The 14768-nt window shown below is 57.2% G+C and carries 22 protein-coding genes; 6 read left to right on the top strand and 16 right to left on the bottom strand.

The features are described 5' to 3' along the window. Nucleotide 1: 1 nt before the first annotated feature. The 4 genes from EHF33_RS03540 to EHF33_RS03525 all read right to left on the bottom strand — a co-directional run bounded on the left by EHF33_RS03540 (nt 2) and on the right by EHF33_RS03525 (nt 3877). Nucleotides 2-736, bottom strand: a complete 735-nt coding sequence (locus EHF33_RS03540; protein WP_124867947.1) for a hypothetical protein — start codon at nt 734-736, stop codon at nt 2-4. 55 nt (nt 737-791) lie between these two features. Further along, nucleotides 792-1502, bottom strand: coding sequence for a hypothetical protein (locus EHF33_RS03535; protein ID WP_124867945.1), 711 nt, complete (start codon nt 1500-1502; stop codon nt 792-794). Then, nucleotides 1499-2029 (bottom strand): RNA polymerase sigma factor, encoded by a 531-nt coding sequence (locus tag EHF33_RS03530; protein WP_124867943.1) that lies wholly within the window; start codon nt 2027-2029, stop codon nt 1499-1501. Before EHF33_RS03530 ends, EHF33_RS03535 begins: the two co-directional genes overlap by 4 nt. 372 nt (nt 2030-2401) lie before the next feature. After that, nucleotides 2402-3877 (bottom strand): potassium/proton antiporter, encoded by a 1476-nt coding sequence (locus EHF33_RS03525; RefSeq protein ID WP_124867941.1) that lies wholly within the window; start codon nt 3875-3877, stop codon nt 2402-2404. Between the two features lie 169 nt (nt 3878-4046). Here EHF33_RS03525 and EHF33_RS03520 point away from each other — a divergent pair, with 169 nt between their 5' ends. From EHF33_RS03520 to EHF33_RS03505, 4 genes are all read left to right on the top strand, one after another. Beyond that, nucleotides 4047-4307 carry a hypothetical protein gene (locus tag EHF33_RS03520; RefSeq protein ID WP_124867939.1) on the top strand — a complete coding sequence of 87 codons (261 nt, stop codon included), beginning with the start codon at nt 4047-4049 and terminating at the stop codon, nt 4305-4307. 970 nt (nt 4308-5277) lie between these two features. Next, nucleotides 5278-5526 (top strand): hypothetical protein, encoded by a 249-nt coding sequence (locus EHF33_RS03515; protein WP_124867937.1) that lies wholly within the window; start codon nt 5278-5280, stop codon nt 5524-5526. 112 nt (nt 5527-5638) lie between these two features. Further along, nucleotides 5639-6397: an alpha/beta hydrolase gene (locus EHF33_RS03510; RefSeq protein ID WP_124867935.1), complete on the top strand. Its 759-nt coding sequence runs from the start codon at nt 5639-5641 to the stop codon at nt 6395-6397. Nucleotides 6398-6755: 358 nt separating this feature from the next. Further along, nucleotides 6756-7709 carry an Ig-like domain-containing protein gene (locus EHF33_RS03505; RefSeq protein WP_124867933.1) on the top strand — a complete coding sequence of 318 codons (954 nt, stop codon included), beginning with the start codon at nt 6756-6758 and terminating at the stop codon, nt 7707-7709. Nucleotides 7710-7821: 112 nt separating this feature from the next. Here EHF33_RS03505 and EHF33_RS03500 read toward each other — a convergent pair whose 3' ends face one another. From EHF33_RS03500 to EHF33_RS03480, 6 genes are read right to left on the bottom strand one after another with little or no spacing between them, the layout of a single operon-like run. Further along, entirely contained in the window at nt 7822-8223 is a 402-nt protein-coding gene (locus EHF33_RS03500) for a lysozyme inhibitor LprI family protein (protein WP_124867931.1), read from the bottom strand. Between the two features lie 26 nt (nt 8224-8249). Then, on the bottom strand, nt 8250-8603 hold the full coding sequence (locus EHF33_RS03495) for a hypothetical protein (RefSeq protein WP_124867929.1): 354 nt from the start codon (nt 8601-8603) through the stop codon (nt 8250-8252). Continuing rightward, the gene (locus EHF33_RS21415) at nt 8584-8703 is read right to left on the bottom strand and encodes a YgdI/YgdR family lipoprotein (protein WP_241191236.1); all 120 of its coding nucleotides are present in this window, start codon (nt 8701-8703) and stop codon (nt 8584-8586) included. The genes EHF33_RS03495 and EHF33_RS21415 overlap by 20 nt, the downstream gene beginning before the upstream one ends. Further along, nucleotides 8700-9182, bottom strand: a complete 483-nt coding sequence (locus EHF33_RS03490; RefSeq protein WP_124867927.1) for a hypothetical protein — start codon at nt 9180-9182, stop codon at nt 8700-8702. Before EHF33_RS03490 ends, EHF33_RS21415 begins: the two co-directional genes overlap by 4 nt. After that, nucleotides 9164-9826, bottom strand: a complete 663-nt coding sequence (locus tag EHF33_RS03485; RefSeq protein WP_124867925.1) for a glycoside hydrolase family 108 protein — start codon at nt 9824-9826, stop codon at nt 9164-9166. The genes EHF33_RS03490 and EHF33_RS03485 overlap by 19 nt, the downstream gene beginning before the upstream one ends. Then, entirely contained in the window at nt 9823-10128 is a 306-nt protein-coding gene (locus EHF33_RS03480; protein ID WP_124867923.1) for a hypothetical protein, read from the bottom strand. Before EHF33_RS03480 ends, EHF33_RS03485 begins: the two co-directional genes overlap by 4 nt. Nucleotide 10129: 1 nt before the next feature. Here EHF33_RS03480 and EHF33_RS03475 point away from each other — a divergent pair, with 1 nt between their 5' ends. Further along, a complete protein-coding gene (locus EHF33_RS03475) occupies nt 10130-10777 on the top strand; it encodes a recombinase zinc ribbon domain-containing protein (protein WP_124867921.1) in 648 nt (215 codons plus the stop codon). Here EHF33_RS03475 and EHF33_RS03470 read toward each other — a convergent pair. The 5 genes from EHF33_RS03470 to EHF33_RS03450 all read right to left on the bottom strand — a co-directional run bounded on the left by EHF33_RS03470 (nt 10764) and on the right by EHF33_RS03450 (nt 13594). Continuing rightward, nucleotides 10764-11243 carry an Lrp/AsnC family transcriptional regulator gene (locus tag EHF33_RS03470; protein WP_124867919.1) on the bottom strand — a complete coding sequence of 160 codons (480 nt, stop codon included), beginning with the start codon at nt 11241-11243 and terminating at the stop codon, nt 10764-10766. The two genes, EHF33_RS03475 and EHF33_RS03470, sit on opposite strands and share 14 nt — an antisense overlap. A 253-nt stretch (nt 11244-11496) precedes the next feature. Next, entirely contained in the window at nt 11497-12351 is an 855-nt protein-coding gene (gene lysX, locus EHF33_RS03465) for a lysine biosynthesis protein LysX (RefSeq protein WP_124867917.1), read from the bottom strand. Nucleotides 12352-12414: 63 nt separating this feature from the next. Further along, the gene (lysW, locus tag EHF33_RS03460; RefSeq protein WP_124867915.1) at nt 12415-12588 is read right to left on the bottom strand and encodes a lysine biosynthesis protein LysW; all 174 of its coding nucleotides are present in this window, start codon (nt 12586-12588) and stop codon (nt 12415-12417) included. A 134-nt stretch (nt 12589-12722) separates the two neighbouring features. Further along, nucleotides 12723-13058, bottom strand: coding sequence for a zinc ribbon domain-containing protein (locus EHF33_RS03455; protein WP_124867913.1), 336 nt, complete (start codon nt 13056-13058; stop codon nt 12723-12725). A 41-nt stretch (nt 13059-13099) separates the two neighbouring features. Then, entirely contained in the window at nt 13100-13594 is a 495-nt protein-coding gene (locus tag EHF33_RS03450; protein WP_124872778.1) for a LeuD/DmdB family oxidoreductase small subunit, read from the bottom strand. A gap of 108 nt (nt 13595-13702) precedes the next feature. On the opposite strand from EHF33_RS03450, the gene EHF33_RS03445 reads away from it, so the two are divergent. Further along, a complete protein-coding gene (locus EHF33_RS03445) occupies nt 13703-14098 on the top strand; it encodes a DUF4288 domain-containing protein (protein ID WP_124867911.1) in 396 nt (131 codons plus the stop codon). Here EHF33_RS03445 and EHF33_RS03440 read toward each other — a convergent pair. After that, entirely contained in the window at nt 14076-14768 is a 693-nt protein-coding gene (locus EHF33_RS03440; RefSeq protein ID WP_124867909.1) for a hypothetical protein, read from the bottom strand. The genes EHF33_RS03445 and EHF33_RS03440 overlap by 23 nt on opposite strands.

Below are 14768 nucleotides of genomic sequence, written 5' to 3'. Positions count from 1 at the left end.
CTCAGGGCTTAACTACGAACCAGACTTTGCCCACATTCTGTCCGGTGGTGTCGCCGGGTTTGCTGTCTTTGGCCCAGAAATACAGTGGCTGACCGTCATACGTCACTTGAAGCGCACCGTCCTTGCGGGCAGTGGTGCCCAGCTTGCTGCCCTTTTCTGCAGGCAGATAGGCGGTCAGCAACGGGGGCCAGGCGGCAGCACACCCGTCGTAACAGGTGCTCACATTCTTCTCGTCCTTGGTGAACAGGTACAGCGTCATGCCGCTGGGCGCAACCAGATATTCACCTAGCTCGCCGCCTTTAACGGAACTGATGGTAGAGCCAGGATTGACCGCGTACCAGACTTTGCCCACATCCTGCCCGGTGGTATCGCCCGCTTTCTGATCTCGTATCCAGTAGTACAGCGGCCAGCCGTTGTAAGCCACCTGCTGTGCGCCGTCCTTGCGTTTCACCAGCGACAGCTTACCGGGCATTCCGGCAGGCAGTTTAGGTAACGCGTCCGCCAGCAGCGGGGGCCAGGCCACAGCGCACTGCTCATAGCAGTTGGTCACATTCGGCGTGTCTTTGGTGTAGAGGTACAGGGTCATGCCCTTTTCGCCGGTCAGGATGCTGCCCAGCTTGGCGTTCTGGCGCAAATCCAGTTGCGGGGTGGCGGCACTGGCAAGCGTGGAGCTGGCAAGGGACAGGCTGGCGAACAGGGCAAGGGCGGCAGTGCGGACAGTCGTGATCTGGGTCATGGGGAGCCTCCATGAATAGAAACGCGCCCAAGACTCGTTTGGATTCATCCTTGCGCTACAGGCTGGCCCAACCCAAGATCAGCGCCGGCCTGGTTTGCCCGGTCATGTCGCGGCTCTTATCTTCAAGGCTGATGCAGACGTAATCGCTGCCGCTCACGCTGGCAGTCAGAACGCTGTGAGCGCTGCGGGTACTGGGCGTCAGCGGGTCGCCACGTTTCCAGTTGGACGCCACCCAGACTTGATACACCTTGCCCGGTATAGGCGGCGGCAACACGAACAGCACCTCGCGGCTGGGCAGCAGGAGCAGGTGTCCAGCGGCGGGGCGATCCTTGGCACGCAGGCCCAACGCCGCCACTCCCGGCTGCGCCAACCAGTCTGTCACCTGCCGCTGCTCAGCCCGCAGGGTATTGGCTTGGGCCTGCTGCCACCCACCCCAGCCAATCGCCCCGGCAGTCAGGGTTAGCGCCGAAGTCAGGACAATAACCAGCCAGCGCGGCTGATGTGCGGATAAATGCGGCCTTTTTGGACGGGTTCGGCTCGCGCTGGCCTGCGAGGTCAACCGGAGCGTTCGGCGCAGTGGTGGCAGCTCGCCCGCCCGTGGCAACGCCTCCACTTGGGCCACGAGTTCATTTTGCCATACCACCACCTGCGCCCGGCACGCCGCACAATCCAGCAGGTGGGTCTCTATTCGTATCTGCGCTTGGCCGCTCAAGTCGCCCACCGCGTAAGCCCGCAGCACGGTTTCTTCGGGATGTGGAGCGCTCATGATCCCTCCAGGGTACGGCGCATCCTTGCCAGAGCGCGGCGCACCCGCGTTTTCACAGTCCCCAGTGGTAGGGCATGTGCGCTCGCAATTTCACCGTGGCTGAGGCCCAGAAAGAAGGAATCGTGGATCAGCGTCTGATCATGGGCAGACAGATGCACCAGCGCACCCTGAACCATCATGCGGGTATCCAGATCGGGGCTGGCACTGGGCGTGGACAGCTCGCCCAGCAGATCTTCATCACCGTCCAGAACAGGCCGCGCTCCCCGCGCCCGCAGGCGGCTGAGGGCCTCGTTGCGGGCCACCGTGTAAATGAAGGCTCGCGGCGATCCCAGCTCGGGCCGGTACTGGTGGGCACGCCGAAAGAGGCGGTCAAACGTGTCTTGTAGCACCTCGTGCGCCTCCTCGCGGTCGTTCAGTAGCCACCAAGCCAGAGCGTGAACGTGTCCGCCGAGCCGGGCGTACAGCTCGGCCAGCGCGTCCTCGTCTCCGTCGCGCAACATCAGCATCAGCGTAGGTTCATCCGTCATGGGCTTCCAAGTAAGGATACGCGCCGCTGAACTGATTGGATTCACTCAGATGGTTTGTGTAGAACAGATTCGCTGATTGGCATAGACCTCCTGCTGTGCCACACACTTTCCGACCCTATTGTGCTGGTGCCCACGAGCGACGATCTGCAAGCCTAACGCCAGTTACAGCAGCATTGGACGTCTGGACGCGCTCGCTTTGGGCCTGAGCAGCGCTGAGGAAGCGGGTCTGGGGTTCTTGGTCGACGCGCGAAATTAAGAGCCGTTGAGTCGTTCACACGCCTTAACCAAGTGGGCTTTTCCTATGATCGACACCATTTATCAAATCTGACAAGGCACTCTGGATTGGTATCTTCTATCTTCCACCAGAAGATCTCAAGCCTCCTGCCTGAGGGTTCGCTTGCGCACCTCATCGAGAAACGGCTTACCGCCCAGCAACTGCAAGACGTCTCCTGCCTGTAATCTCGTATTGCCACGCGGAATCAGGTATTCATCTCCCCGTCGCAGCAAGACGATCAGCGCTTCAGGTGGTAAATGCAGATCGACAATACGTTGTCCGACCACCGCCGAATCAGGCGGCAAGGTCAGTTCCGCCAAGTCATTCTTTCCCGCACCGGTTGGCGTGTATTCCAGTGGCATGGTATGTGGACTGACCGGCGGAGCCTTCACATTGAGCAGTCGGGCCACCAGCGGCAGTGAGGTTCCCTGAACCAGAATGGAAACCAGCACCAAGAAAAAAGCCACGTTGAATATTGTCTGTGCGCCCTCGACTTTGGCCAACACCGGGAAAGTCGCCAGGATGATTGGCACTGCGCCGCGCAGCCCCACCCAGGCCACCATCGCCTTGTGGGCAACAGGCATCCGAGTCGCGGCCAGACCGACAAAGACTGCAACGGGCCGCGCGATCACGACCAGCACCAGGGAAACGAGCAGTGCTGGGAGTGCCACTTTGAGCAACTCATCCGGGAAGACCAGCAGCCCCAGAAGCAGAAACATCACCACTTCAAAAAGATAAGACAGACCTTCGTGAAAGAGGCGCAGGGTACGCTTGTGAATGAAGTCGCTGTTGCCAAGCACCACTGCTGCCACGTAGACAGCCAGAAACCCACTGCCGTGCACGAGGGCCGTGAGGCCGTAAATGACCGCGACCAGCGCAGCGGTCAGTACGTAATACAGGCCGTCAAGTGGCAGATTCACCCGGTTGAGCAGCCGCACACCCAGGTGACCGAGGCCGAATCCGAGTAGACCGCCGAGGCCGAGTTCCTGAACAAACGAGCCCAAAAGTGGCAGCAGGGGCAAGTTGGGATGCTTGGCCAGCTCGGTGAGACCGATAACCAACGCCACGGCGGTCGGGTCGTTGATGCCCGACTCGAACTCAAGAAGTGGACGGATCTGGCCTTTAAGGCCCAGGGCATGTTCTTTGAGAACGGAGAACACAGCGCTAGCGTCCGTAGGGGCCACCACCGCGCCGAGCAGCAGCGCCAGCACCCAGGGTACGCCGAGGAGATAATGGGCAGCGGTTCCCACGATGCTGGTGGTGATCAATACGCCGAGTGTCGCCAGCGAGATTCCGGCCCAGAGTACTGGGCGGGTAGTCCGCCAGCTGGTTTCCAGACCACCATTGAAAAGGATGAACGCTAGGGCGACCGTGCCGACAAATTGGGTGAGCGCATAATCATCAAAGCCAATTCCACCGGGACCTTCACTTCCGGCCAGCATGCCGATGATTAAAAAAAGCAGGAGGCCCGGCAAGCCCAGACGACCACCCAGTTTGCTGGCGAACAGACTCAGGAGCAAGAGTGTGCCGCCGACCAGGATGGCGAGAGTATTGGGTTCCGTGTTCAGTAGCATGCTGTCAGCATAAAAGATGCGCCGGGTAAGGGGTCTGCGGCAGACACGCTGATCGTCTGCTGATCTGGGTTCGGACGGATTGTGGAGCGCCGAGGGCGAAGAGGCGTACCACGTTGAGGCTGATTTTTCAGATGCGTGCAGCAGTTAGACTTGTGATAGGACAGAAGAAATGCAGGAGTTGCTGACAGCGTTTCACATGTCAGCAAATAAAGGAAGCCTCCATGTTCTCGATAAGCAGCGACTATTTGCATTCGCTGAACTGGCCGCTGACAGCTACCAAGACGTTGATGAGATCAATCAAGAGATCTTCTATTTTTTGACTAAACAGGACACCAAACATTGGCATGAGGATACAGCGCGAGCGCTGTTGAGAGAGATTCGATTTGGTATTGAACTTCTGAGATATCGCAGAACTTTGGAAACTAAGTAAAAGTGCCCGCCCTAGCATTTGCTGGGGCGGGCACTTTTCATGCAATTTATTGATACGGGCAGAAATTCAGGTTGCTAAACTGGGCAGGATATGGCAGCATGGCAACCCTTGAAGTACATGGGGGCGATCAAGCTGGCAGCATATCCGCTCTATCGGCCTGCCGCAACCTCGCATGGTTCAAACCCCGATTTAAGGCCAGTATCAATAGTTCTTGCGATAGTCCGGAAAATGAGCGGTGAAGCAACGAGCCAGTTGAGTCAGGGCAATGGAAGACGCGCTCTGTTCTCGCATGTCAGACGAGAATTTCAACTCTCCCCGAAAAACTGTCGGGTACTGAGTGTTGTTCGATACTGAATCTTTCACTTTCTCTTTAGCGTGTTCAAACCTGAATTGGGAGAGAAAATTGTATAATAAGCTATGTATATGACGACCTCAACAATAGTCTTAGTCATACTTGTTTGCGGTATTTATCTGATCTCTGTAAGGCATAGACTGTTATCAATTCGAGAATTGACAGCAGTGGAACGTGATCAACTAAAAGTTCTGATCAATACTGGGCGTGAGGTAGAAGCCATTAGGGATTACCGAAGATTAACTGGCGCTTCACTGAAATTCGCTGTTGGCAAGATCAATAACCTAAAAAATAATATAATCTGAGGTTAATATAGCGCTCTGCTAATTCTTTTACTGCACTCGCCCCTTGAGGAAGTATGAGGGGGCGAGCGCATTTGAGAGGCTATTTGAAGAGTTGTGTTGCCTTATTGATAACGACTTAAATCTGAGTTGACCGCTTTGGGCATGCCCCGTGCTGGACGTACTCCTCCATTTCTCCGTTGGCTGAAAGCAACCTGAATCTTTGCCAGTATCAATAGGGCAAGCGGGTGAAGCGCTTATCCAACTCAGCTAGATATTCATCACGGCATCTCGCGCAGGTGATCCAACATTCCCCTCGCTACTGAAGAGGGTGTTCGTGACCAGCGTCGCTTGGCCAGTCTCCAAAGCGGTGGAGGTGGCCGCGCCGATTGGGAACGCGGTGGCCTGTGAGTTGCACCGCGAGCTGGGCCGCCTAGGCTACTGCGCCTACGACCAGACCGCCAGCGAAGTGCTGGGACGCGCCGTGAGCAGCCTCGCCGCCCTGAGCACCGCTGAGCGTCATCTGGTACGCGAGTACGCCTACGGGCAGATGGGTCTGATGATTGAAGACTGGGCAGCGGCGTGAATCTGCTCAACGATCTTCAGCGTCTGCCGTCTGCGGGCACGTGAGTAGTGACGTGAGGTGATCCTTAGAGTTTGCGCTTGACGTCCTCCGAGCCGAGTGCTTCAATCGGGGTATGAAAAATTTCGTTGGTGTGGCATTGACTTTGGCCTGCGGCTTTGCCATTGCTGGCGGAAGTGGCCCAACCGTGAGCAGCACTCAGGCAGTCACCTTTCAAGCCGGGGACGGCCTCACGGTCTATGCCAACTACATTCCCGCTTCGCCGGGTGCGCCTGTGATACTGCTCTTCCATCAGGCCGACAATAACAAATCCGAATACGCTGATATTACCCCGCAATTTCGTCGTCTGGGCTTTGCGACCCTGGCGGTCGATGCACGCAGCGGCCACGCCACCCATGCAGGTGATAACCGAAACCTCACTGCAGAGGCCTACGAGAAGAAGACGGGTAACACCGCTGGATATGATCAGGCACTCCCCGATCTGGAAGCGGCGCTTGCGTGGGCTAAACGTGCCGATCAACAGCGCAAAGTGTTTGTGGTTGGCAGCAGCTATAGCGCCAATCTGGTGCTGTTTCTCGGGGCGCAGCACCCACAAGACGTGCAAGGCATTCTCTCGTTTTCTCCCCAGGCCAACGAGGCGACCCTCAAGGTCGCCTCCACCGTAAAGATCCCTGTGTTCATCACGTCGTCGGACAGTACTGAGGAGATTGAGGCTGTGAAGGCCATTTACAGTGTTCTGAAGAGTGCTAATAAGGTTCAGTATGTCCCCACCAGCGGATCTCACGGAGCGCTGGCCCTCTCCTCGGTCTTCAATCCCGCCGGCAATGCAGGGTACTGGAAGGCTTTGGGAATATTTCTGAACGGACTGAAGTGACAGAAACTGCTTTGTCTATTTGCTTAGGGTCTCGCAGGGCGGCGGCTGAGCAGCCCAGGCGGCGGGCACTTCATAGGTCAGCATGACCTGAAATTTATCGCGCTCAGCTCATCGACACCGCCAGTCAAGCCCGCGCCGCCTGCGCCACCTACGCTGGGCAGATGCTGGTCTGGGAACGCAGTACAGACGGATTGTGGATCGCCAAGGGTGAAGAATAGGCCTACCATGTCGAAGCAGAAGATTATTTGAGCGAGTAGGGATAGAACCAAGTCGCCTGTGTGGTCGGATGAGGTAGCCGCATAAACAGAGAAGTGGGGCAGTCGTTCTCAGTTGGCTCAAATTTATTTATACTCATACCGTGAAATCCCTTATCCCAATTCTCGGCCTTAGCCTGCTGCTTGCCGCTTGCAGTACCCCCACCCCACCGCCTACGCCCACCACTGCCAGCATCAGCATCGACGGGCCAGCTGCTCTCAAAATTGGTGAAGACAAGACCATAGCAGCCAGTGCGAAGAGCAGCAGTGGGGTCATCCTTAGTGGCCACACCTTCACCTGGACATCCAGCGCTCCGAACGTCGTAGATGTGGACGCCTCTGGCAAACTGACGGTCAAGCGCCTAAGCGTCTCGCCGGTGACCCTAACCGCCAGTGACGGCGGCAAGTCTGGCACCCTGACGGTCACGACCTATGGGTTGGAATTAACAATGGGGACATTCAACTTCTCACCGGCCACTCCCGATGCCGAAATAGGCATCTCTGCTTTGGTAAAATTCAGGGGGCCAGGTAGTAGCATCGGTGGAACAAATGTAGTAAAAATCACTGGGCCTACTGTCTTAACCAATGCCAATTTAAAAATCGGCCCTTCAACGACGAATCAAGATTATAGTTATTATCTTGCCGGTAGTGTCAAGCCGGTGAGCGGATTGTATGCCGCTACAATTATAGTTGATAATGTGACCTATACGTCTAGTGATACTTTGGATGGCGCTTCGGTTCTGGGTGGTTTTCAGAATGGAAATATCAAATTCACTGATTCCAAGAACTACACACTCAATGGAAAATTTGCCAGCGAAGCTAAGTATTATAGGGAAGTGTTTTACAATGATACAGATACAGCAGCAACTCCAACTCAGCTTCCGATAGATAACATTCCCGAGTTACCAATTTCTTACAAATTAACTATCGGGTTGTCTAAAGCGACATATAGCCCTTACATCGATAGCTTCAATCTACAACCTGGTGATTTGATGAGTCTCACGCCTGAATCATTCAACGTTTCGCGCACACCACTCCCGATCTTCACCATTAACTAATCCTCACCCGGCTGAGGACGGCCCACAACAAAAAAACCCCCGCTCCCGGTATCAGCTAGGGCGGGAGCTTTTTTTTGTGGACTGGTGACGTTCCAGATTCCAACTGGCCCGCTTAACGCAGTAAAGCCACTCTGCAACCAGAGCTGAGGCATTCGCGTAAGCGATCATTTAACTCGTTAACACGGGTAACAGTCATCTGAGTGGCGCGGCCGACTGAAACGTATTTGAAGCCGTCTCTGTCAATGACGCTGCTGGCATCTCGGTCTTTTATCCAAGTTCGCTGGAGCGTTTTCAGTGTGTTCTTCGCGCTGCCTGGCAAGGCAGACATCAGTTTACCATAAACGGTGTTCAAGTCTTTATCCGCCTGTAAGAAGACCTTCTGATAGCAATAAACGGCGTCGAAATCAGTCAGACTGCCCTCGCACTTGTTCTGCGCCTGCGACATGCTGGGGAGTGTGAGTGAGGCCCAGATCATGCAGCTTGCGGCCACCCGATTCAGATGATGTCGATTCATCTTTATATTCTGCTCTTCTAAACGAGTCAGGGCCAAATCTGCCGCCCCTCAATTAGCACCCTGAAGGTCGGCTCAGCAATCTTCACGCCTTGCGCCCGCTGGGTGATGACTAAATTCTGCGGCCCGATGAGCTGCGACGTATCGCGCCTGGATGCCTCGACGACATGCACCGTGGCGAAGCTGACGCTAGCGCAGCCGACAGAGATCACGCTAATCTGGCCAGTGTAGAGCTTGGACGCGGTGGCTGTGCAGGAATCGCCAGCGAGAGGTCGCTCGGCTTGGTAGGCGGTGACTTCCGTCCAGCTCTGTTCCGGCCCACCGAATGTCACGGGCGGCTGTGCAGGAACCAGCGGCGCAGGCTCAGCGGCCCTGACGATCATCGGTGAGCTGTTGAACCTGAGCGGCGGGAATCGCGGGTGGTGAGCAGGCGGCGAGAGCAAAGATTCCAGTGAGAGCCAGCAGCATCAGATTCTTTTTCATGGGATGACCTCCAGACCGCTTGTCGGGCGCTCGATGATGATGGTGGCCCTCGGGTCTATCGTGGCCGTGTCGAGGCTGTCTGGGAGGGGGATTTCTGCCGGTGGGCCGGGCTGCTGGATGTTGACTTGCTGCGCGTCCTGAATCGCCACGCCGCCGCCGAAATAGCCCAGCACCGTCTTGAGACCGTCCCGTCCCGCCACGCTCACTACAGCCGCAAAGAAGCTGAACAGGGCCGCGCCGATCCAGCCGGGTTGCCCCAAAGTGGCTTTGCCAGTCACGGCGTAAATGGTCAAGCTCAGCGCCATGCCCACGACTGCCGCAATGCCGCGCCACAGCCAAGGGTTCCAAGTGATCGGCGGTTTGCGACGCTCGAAGTCCCGCTTAATCGTTGCCACGAGGCCAAACACCAGCAAGCCCAGCGAAACGGGGCTTCCGGCCAGCGCGACAAGCCAGTCGAGATTTAGTCCACTCTGATCCATGTGTCCTCCCTGGTGGCATTGATGACCACCGCTTTCGAGTTCTGAATGGTGACTTTCGAGCCGCTTACGTCTTGAAACGGTGCGCCGCGCTCGGAGAGCATGACGCGGTGATCCTGCTGGACGGTGATCGGAGGAGTTGTAAGCGGGAAGCTGACATCAATCGGCGGTGACGTGGGCTTAGCTGCAGCGTTCTGCCACTGCTGCGCCTGTGTTCTGAGCGTGTCGACCCGCCGTGTCCAACCTCGTCCGAATGTTTTCCAAGAGCTGAGGCTCTGCAAGAATTGCAAGCGGAGATCGAGATAACGCCCCCAGTCTTTTGTCTGTGCCAAAAAGCCCAGCGCACGCGAAACGCCGCTGTTGGTGGCGGTGTCAAAGACCACTAGGGCAAGCGGCGCGGGCAGGTGGTCACAAGCCGCCCTGTCACAGTAGTTCTGTTTGTAAATCGCCCGAGCATCTTCCAAGGTCAGATTTCGGATGTCGAGCGTCGGGTAAGCGTGGGCGGCCACGCCGTACTTGGTGCCCTTGAGGATGCCGCCTTTTTGCCCGTAGCTCCCGTCGCTCCAATTTCCGCGATCCCTTGGGTCAAGGCTCAAACCGCCTTCATGGCCGATGACGATTTCAAACGCCTCGTTAAATCCGTTCACTTCTTGCCTCCCTTAAAGCAGCTCTCCGGTATGACGAACGGCACCCGGTACGCTGCTGCATCCGAGTTGAGCGACGTGGCCGCGCTACGAACCTCGTAGAACCCCGGCTGCAGATCGGCGGGCAGCTTGTACTTGCCAAAGCCGCTCGTAATGGTTTTGCCTTGCTGTGCGTTCGTCCAGATGAAGTATTTCGGCTGCACCTCTGGCGTCAGACTCCTATCTTCTGAGGCGTCCCAGAGGGTGCGAACCACCATCAGCAGCGTCGGTGTCTTGTTGACGGTGAGCTGAGATTGCCACGTCACCGTGTCGGTCAGTCCAGAACTGTGGGCAGTGGCGCAGGACGCCATGACGCGGCGCAGCCTCAACACTGGCAGGCGCGGGGCCAGATCGGACGTGTACCCACTGCAAGGCCGCCTCACGTGTGCCCAGTGCGGGCGGGCCATCGGTGGAAACACCACCATCAAAGCCAACCGGCATTACCACTACTACGGCTGTGCTGACCGCTGCAATGCCGAGCGCACCTGTACCCACCGTGCACTCTACCCAGCGGCGCTGATGCACACGTTGACCAGAGAATTGCTGCAAATCGCCTGTGATTCGCCCGCGTCCTTGCCTGATCTGGTCGAGTTGCCCCGCCTGCCCGCTCCTGATCTGGGAGCCATGAACGCGGTCATTGACCGGAAGCTCAGCCGCTTAGAGGCCGCTTACGAAGCGGGGGCGTACACTGCACCCGAATATGCCGAGCGCCGCGCCGTCATCAAACTGGAACGTGAGGCGCTGAGCAGCTTGGAGCAGCCCGCCCAGCCTGCACCCGCCGATCTGAGCCAGATCATGGCTGCTTTTGAGCACGCGCTGGCCAATGCCGACCTACTCGAAGTGGTGCAGGCCTTAAATCTGCGCGGTGCGCTGGGGGCTGGGGGAGGGCTGAAGCTGAGTATCAATCCGCTCTGAGGCTGCTGGGTGCTGGGGTGAGCCGAGTTCGTATGAGGGGCGTGCTCAGCACGATAGAGGTGTCGCAGGTAAAGCCCATTTGAATCAGCTCGTCGAGCAGGTGTTCGAGCGCGGCCACGTCCGGCAGGGCCACTTTGAGAATGCAGGAATTATCGCCGGTCACTGAGTGGCATTCCAGCACGCCGTCGTTGTCCTGCGCCCAGCGCACCAATTCAGGATCGCGCTTGCCGCTTCCCTGCACCCCCACGAATGCGGTGATGGCGCGGCCCAACGGCTTGCTGGCGATGCGTGCGCCGTAGCCCAAAATTACGCCGCCCTCTTCCAAGCGCCGCACCCGCTCGGTAACGGCAGGGGCCGACAAGCCCACCCGCCGCCCCAGCTCGCGCATCGACAAGCGGGCGTCTTCCTGAACTTCTTCTAAAATGCGCTGATCCAAGGGGTCAAGGGTTTGGCCGAAGTGCTTCATGGTGCTAGTTTAGCGTGATTGTTTTCAAATGCAAAGCCCCGCGTGCCGTTTGAGAGAGATTAGGGGAATTGGCTAAGCGTTTGGGGTGTGTGGAGTGGACTTGTGCTTTTGTTCAGCGATAAAGTAGATCCAATATCTTCAGCAAATCGCCCTTCGCCGCCTTGTTGATATTCAATCTGGAACAATGTAAAAAACCGCCCAAAAAACCAAAGAGTCTTTGGAGTTGAGGGCGTCTAAGATTTGACTTTTCTGTTTAAACGCCCACTTGCTGCGTCAACTGCTTGATGGCGTACTCGCCCATCAATTTGGGGATATTGACGCCGGTGGTGCTGACCGAGTTTTTGAATTCCATGGTGTGATTGATTTCAATCACCAGCAAGCCCCGCTCGGGGTCTTCCACCAAATCAATCGCCACGATTTCGCCGTTCACCGCTTTGGCGGCCCGCAGAGCCAGATCCGCGATTTCCGGCGTCACTTCACACTTGCTGGCTTTTGCGCCTCTGGCGGTGTTGGTAATCCAGTGTTCACTGGTGCGGTAAATCGCTCCGATGCACTCGCCGCCCACCACGAAGGCGCGGATGTCGCGTTCAGGTTTTTGGATCAGCTCCTGCACATAAAAAATCTGGTGTTGCGGGCCGCCCAGCACTTCCTTGTGCTCGATCACGGCCTCGGCAGCGTCGCGGTCGTTGAGCTTGCTGACCATCCGGCCCCAACTGCCCACGGTCGGCTTCATTACCACCGGGTAGCCGATTTGGTCGATGAGTGCGAGAGCGCTCTCGGCCGTAAATGCCACCCCCGTCTTGGGCGTCGGCAGTCCGGCCTGCGCCATCACCGCGTTGGTCGCCAGCTTGTCGCCGCACAGCTCAATGACGTGAGAGGGGTTGATCACCCTCACGCCCAAGCCTTCCAGCGCCCGCGTGATGGCGTGGCCGCGTGACTGCGAAACGCAGCGCTCCAAAGCCACCTTCCACGGCACCGGCTGACCGAAGGTGACGCTCAGTTGCGGCGCGAAGACCTTGTCGTAAGGAACGCCGAGTTCGTCCAGTGCTTCAAACAGCATTTTTTCGTCGGGGCGTACGCGGTCATAAATGATGGCGAGTTCGGCCATAAAAAATGGGCGGTGAGCTGTGAGCCAGAGCAGGTTTCCCGTTTACGGCGCACGGCTCACGGCTTATTCCCCCCAGTCCTCGGCTTCTTGCGGAGCCGGTGCGAGGCGCGGGGGGTCGAGGCTGACGACTTCAAGCTCTGCGCCGGTGTCTTCGTCAATGACCAGTTCACCGAGTTCGGGATTTTCGAGTTCAATGATCGCGCCGCTCTCGGGGCTTTCAAATTTGATGGTTGCCATGTTGATTCTCCTTGATCCGCCGCCGACGTGATGTGGCGATCTCTTTGCGCTTGATAGGTTATAGCGCTTTTTGCCTTTCAAACGAAATTAAAAATGAGATCAAAGCCGAACTTATCTAGACCACTTGGGTTGGACTATGCTTCCGCTTGCTCCTCAAACGACAGTTCTACCGCCGCTTGGCAGTGCGGGCAGCGCACCAAACTGACTTCCTCGCCGCTTCCGTTTTGCAATGTGGGCGCGGCGGCAAGCATCTCCTCGGTCACATCGAATTCTTCGGCGCAGTTGGGACAGGTGGTCAAAATGCCCAGCAGTTCCACTTCAAATTCTTGCTCGGCGTTGCGGGTCACTTCCATTTCAGCGTTGCAATTTTCGCAGACAATCGCGTCACCGACTTCAAGCTCGGTTCTGTCCTCGTCGCTGAGTTCCAGCACTTCCCCGCAGATGGGGCAGTCAATTTCCAAAATCGCCATACAACAGTTTAGGGGAAAAGCGGCTCAGGGCCCGGGGAGGCTCAGGCCTTCTCGCCGGGAAAGCGCTGGTGCTTTTTGTAAAAGTCCAGAATGCTGCCTTCACTCAGCGCCTCGCGCAGAAATTCTGGGGCGGGTGGGAGCTGAAAAACCTCCGTGCCGCGCCGGAGTTCGCCGGTGGCCAGGTCTAAGTTCACCTCGTCCCCGTCTTGGAGAACGCTCATCAGATCGGCTTCAAAAGCGGGAATGCCCAAATTCAGCAAATTGCGGTAATGAATGCGGGCAAAACTCGGCGCGATAATGCCGCCGACCTGCAACTTTTTGAGCGCGGCGGGAGCGTACTCGCGGCTGCTGCCCAGTCCCCAGTTTTTGCCACCGATCAGCAAATCACCGGGCCGAACCTCGGCGGCGAATTCGGGGCGGATGTAGTGAAAGGCAAAGGTTTGAAACACGTCCTCACCGGCCATGAACGGCGCGAACTTGCCGGGGAGGATGTCATCGGTGTTGACGCTGTCGCCGAATTTCCAGATGCGTGGCATAGGTGGACTCCTCATGGTGCGGTCAGTCTAAGCTGAAGCTGTCTTCTCAGCTCACACCTTCACGGTAGAATCGGTTAACTTAGAAAACGGCGTGGAGGATTTTGAACAATGCCCGATTCTGTAGAGACTAAAGCGAATTTATACTGCGCTCTGTTGCTGTTTGAGACCCATAACTTGATGAGTGATGAAATTCTATACAGTGAAGAGTTTCATTTTCTTTCCAGCAGTACGCTGGAGGAAGCTCAAGCTGCGGTTCTGGCCCGTGCTCAGCAGCAGGAAACCCATTATCAAAATGGAGCTGGTGAAACGCTGAGCGTCAAGCTTTGGCGCGTGCTGGATGTACAGGCTGCCCTGTATGAGAACGCTGCCGACGGGCCCCTGTATGTCCGGCATTTTCACAATATAGAGGCGTACCAAGCTTTTGAGCCGCTGCTCGACCAGAAGGAGGAGCGGGCAGATGCTCTCCAGTGCCTCTCCCAGGTCACGGCTTCTCCCAGTCGATGACTTGCCGGTGGCGGGCAAAAAACAGAAACTGTGAAACCAGCAGCAGGGCATTAAGCAGCACCGCCGACAAGATGCGTCCGGAAAGGCCGTAGAACTTGCCCAGCGGCGTGAAATTGCTGTCGGGCGTGACCAGCAAAAAAATCAGCAGTGTCACGACCAAGACAAGCGAAGTCACGTTCAGCGCGTACTTGTTGACTTCATAAAAGCTCCTGAGTGCTCCGCCGCGCCGCACGTTGACCCGCCCCGCCGTCAAATCGGTGGCGACGCCGTCCAAGTTGATCGCCACCCGGATGCGCACCTCCTCAGGCAAGCTAAAGGCCTTTTCCCGCAACAACTTTTCCGTGAGCTGCTCGCTGCGGCGCTGCACTTCGGTCAGGTGGCTGGCAAACACCCGCAGCGTCACGAACCGCCCATCGGCACTCAAATTGACCAGCGCTGGCAAGGTGCCGGAGGCCTGCGGCCAAGTGGCGTACACCAGTAGGCCGCGCCGCACTTCGGTTTGGTGACTTGGGCGAATCAACTCAATCACCCGGTCAAGCGCTTCCAAGTTGTCCAGCTCCTGAAATTGCCAACCGGTGAACACCCGCGCCCATAGCGCCGGGTCGCGGGCGTCGGTGTCCGGCGTCAGCGGCACCGTGCAGATGCTGCGTAAGTAGGTGGGAGAGGGCAT

The organism is Deinococcus psychrotolerans (genome assembly GCF_003860465.1).
GTDB classification, from domain to species: Bacteria; Deinococcota; Deinococci; order Deinococcales; family Deinococcaceae; genus Deinococcus; species Deinococcus psychrotolerans.
Note: the sequence above shows the minus strand (reverse complement) of the source record. Positions and strands in the feature narration are given on the sequence as shown.